General features: G+C 60.4%; 2 protein-coding genes. One reads left to right on the forward strand and one right to left on the reverse strand.

The annotated features are described in order from the left end of the window. The first annotated feature begins 287 nt into the window (after positions 1 to 287). The gene (locus tag FV223_RS32475) at positions 288 to 416 is read left to right on the forward strand and encodes a hypothetical protein (RefSeq protein ID WP_281407466.1); all 129 of its coding nucleotides are present in this window, start codon (positions 288 to 290) and stop codon (positions 414 to 416) included. Positions 417 to 518: 102 nt separating this feature from the next. Here FV223_RS32475 and FV223_RS23645 read toward each other — a convergent pair whose 3' ends face one another. Continuing rightward, complete coding sequence (locus tag FV223_RS23645) at positions 519 to 2,879, reverse strand: EAL domain-containing protein (RefSeq protein WP_147729272.1); 2,361 nt, start codon at positions 2,877 to 2,879, stop codon at positions 519 to 521. Positions 2,880 to 3,289: the final 410 nt, after the last annotated feature.

Consider the following 3,289-nt stretch of genomic DNA (forward strand, 5'->3'; position numbering starts at 1 on the left):
CTTGAGCCTCATGGTCGGCGATAAACGATGAAGGGGCCCGATCGGGCCCCTTCATCGTTCAAGCTGCGGCCGCCATTGGCCTGGTTTTACTCCGCCACAGCGGCCTGGAATTGGTCCGCCCTTTACACACGCCAACGGGATGCCCCAGACGGTCCCACCGAAAGATCTGGTTGCCGTACCGGATCTAGGTGTCGCCGATCGCCTCGACACAGCGGGCCTTGATCAAAGGGCAGCCCCAGTAGTCGACGCGGACCACGCCGAGGGGCGGGTGAAGGCCGAACAGGCTGGTGGCCATCCAGCCGAGGGCGATGGCGTCCTCGCCGAACCAGTCGAGGAAGTCGATCGCCGCCTCGCGTACCAGCGGGTTCGATGGCTGGCGCTTCGATAGCGCGATGCCGCCGCCCGAGGTGGCGTAATAGACGTCGTATCGGACCCTAAGCAGCTACTTCGAAGACTCAAGCTTCGCGGGATATGAACTGTGTGTCGATCGCCTGAGTTGTCCCTCGGCAGAGGATCACTCAAGCGGCACGAACTTGTGCTCTATTCTTAAACACTGAGATCAAGCGTTCCGGGTGACCGATCAGGTATCCCTGAACGGCATCGCAATCGAGCGCTCGTAGAAGGGCGAGCTGGTTCGCATCCTCAACACCTTCAGCGATCGTCAGAATGTTCATGTCACGCCCCATCTGCGTAATCGCTTTGACGACCGCCATCGAATGCTTGTCTTCCAAAGCTGCTGCAACAAAGCTGCGGTCGATCTTGATCCTGTCCAGCGGCAGGTCCCGCAGGTGAGCAAGAGACGAGTACCCCGTCCCGAAGTCGTCCATCGCGATCTTGATGCCTAGTTGGCGCAGCGCCAACAAGGTGTGCGCAATTTGAGGCCCGTCCTCGACCAGTGCCGTCTCCGTCAGCTCGATCTCCAGTCTGCTCGCCGGCAGCCCACTTTTCGCCAGGGCGGAAGTGATATGAGCGAGCAGCGTCGGCGAACGGAACTGCACGGCCGAGATGTTGACCGCGACATGCTGATCAGTTGGCCAAGCCACAGCCTGCCGGCAGGCCTCTTCCAACACCCAGCGCCCGATCGGCAGGATCAACCCCGTCTCTTCCGCCAACGGGATGAAGGTCGCCGGGGAGACGAGCCCCCGCGTCGGATGCGGCCAGCGAATAAGCGCTTCGAAGCCCAGGATGGTGTCGTCGGCGAGCGCCATGATGGGCTGGTACGCGAGATGGAACTGACCCTCGGACAGGGCGAACCGGATGTCGCTTTCGAGGAGATGCCGGTCGGCGACGGCCTCGATCATCCCAGGGGTGTAGCGCGTCGCACGACCTCGACCTTGGCGTTTGGCCTCGTACAGCGCGATGTCCGTACGCTGCATCAGATCTGTTGGGCTCGCCCGGTCCTCGGTGCTGCACACGCCGATGCTGCAGCCGATCACGATGGTCAGATCGTCGAACGCGTACGGCTTCTCGATCGCGATGACGATGCGCTCGGCCAAGCTCATAGCTACCTCGGCGTCCATACGAGCGATCAACGCCATTTCGTCACCGCCCAGGCGAGCGACGAAAGCGGTCTCCCCCGCCAGCTCGGACAGCCGTGATGCCACGCTGACAAGAAGGCGATCGCCGATCCCGTGACCGAAGGTGTCGTTGACGGCCTTGAACCGGTCGAGGTCGATCAGCAACAGCGTGGAGGGTTGCTCCTCCTCATGCGCTTGCGCCAGGCGTTCGAGCAGCGACCGACGGTTGGCCAAGCCTGTTAGCGGATCGTGATAGGCAAGCAGGGAGATCTCGCGCTGCGCCTGTTTTGCTTGCGTGATGTCGTCGAAGGTGAGCACCGCACCATCCTCGATGGGCTGGCAAGCGATGGACAGGATCCGGCCATCCTCGAAGCTGTGCTCGACGCGAGTCTCGTCGTCCCTGGCCATCCAGGCTCGGTGGTTTGCCAGCACCCTGGCGACGCGGTCTGCCTCCCAACCATTCGCCCGACCCACACCCTCGAGGAAGGCTGCCAAGCTCATTCCTCTGGCCATGTCGCTTGGCGCGAGCTTGAGCATCGCGCAGAGGCGCTCATTGTAGAGTTCCACGATCTCGGAAGCAGATACCTTAAGGATCCCGTTCGACATCTTTTGCAGTGCCGTCGCGAGAACACGAGCGTGTGCAGTTTCTTGGGTGTCAAAGCGCTTAGCTGCAGTTAGAGCGAGAAGCGTCCCGAACAGAAGGATGGCGGCGCCTGTCGCGGCAAGAACACTGAGTGCGACCTGTACGCCGGGAAGGAGCTGATCGACGCGCTCCCCGGTCAAGACCGTGCCCGCGATCGAGACGAAATGCGTCCCACAAACCGCGACGACGATCAGCGACGTGGTCACCAGCCGCGATCCAGTTCGCCCCGGACGCACGAGCGCGAGCGCCATACAGGCAGCGCCGATCAAGCAGGCGAGGACGTTGAAGCCAAGCGACTGAACCTGGCCGCAGTTTTCCAGCGCAGCCATCCCGCTGATGTGCATAACGCCAATCCCCAGGCCTGACGCAGCTCCGGCAACAAGGCGCATCCATCCCCGTGGGCATATGATCGAAAGGGCGAATGGTAGGCCTACCGCGACGATTGCTGCAGCGGCGGAGACCATCGTCGTGTTAAAGTTGTAACTTAAGACGAGATCGGTCCGATACCCTAGCATCGCCACAAAATGAGTCGTCCAGACACTAGTGCCCGCAACGACGGCCGTTCCAAGCAACCACCATCGCCGGGTGGTTGTGCTACCAACCTCTGCATAGTGGATGAGAGATACCAACAGCCACGCACTGAAGGTGCAAATAGTCGCTGCGGCGACAATAAAGCTGAGGGATTGGCTATCAACTAAGGATATGAGCATAGATTGCATGCAATAATATTGCGTGCAAAGGGTTTCCTGTCTGTTGAAACTTATAGTAAATAAAATCTTTTAGCGTAGCTCAGCGATCACAAAAGCGTCTAAACCCCGCCTCGCCTTGTTCCTACTGTTCGGTCCAGCATTCGTAGCCGGGTGATTAACTGCCCTGAAGGTGCCGATCCGCCCCTACCCGTCTGGCTCGGTCACATCCAGAGCTGGACAGGTGGCGACGCCCTACCCTGCCGGTGAAACGAACCAACGTTTCACCAACGATACGTTGGAACCGAGGGCGAACGTTCTACATCTGTCCGCTCCGATTTCGTCTGCTTTCCCTGCTATTTGAAGGAAGTCATTGCGCTCATAACGGTCTGGTTGCAGGTTCGAGTCCTGCCGGGCCCACCACCATGTCCTCCCCCGTAGCC

Source organism: Methylobacterium sp. WL116, from assembly GCF_008039455.1.
Lineage (GTDB): Bacteria > Pseudomonadota > Alphaproteobacteria > Rhizobiales > Beijerinckiaceae > Methylobacterium.

What these genes read in the sequence shown, in the direction of transcription:
- FV223_RS23645 (WP_147729272.1), bottom strand. Translation starts at nt 2,879, where the DNA reads ATGCAATCTATGCTCATATCCTTAGTTGATAGCCAATCCCTCAGCTTT.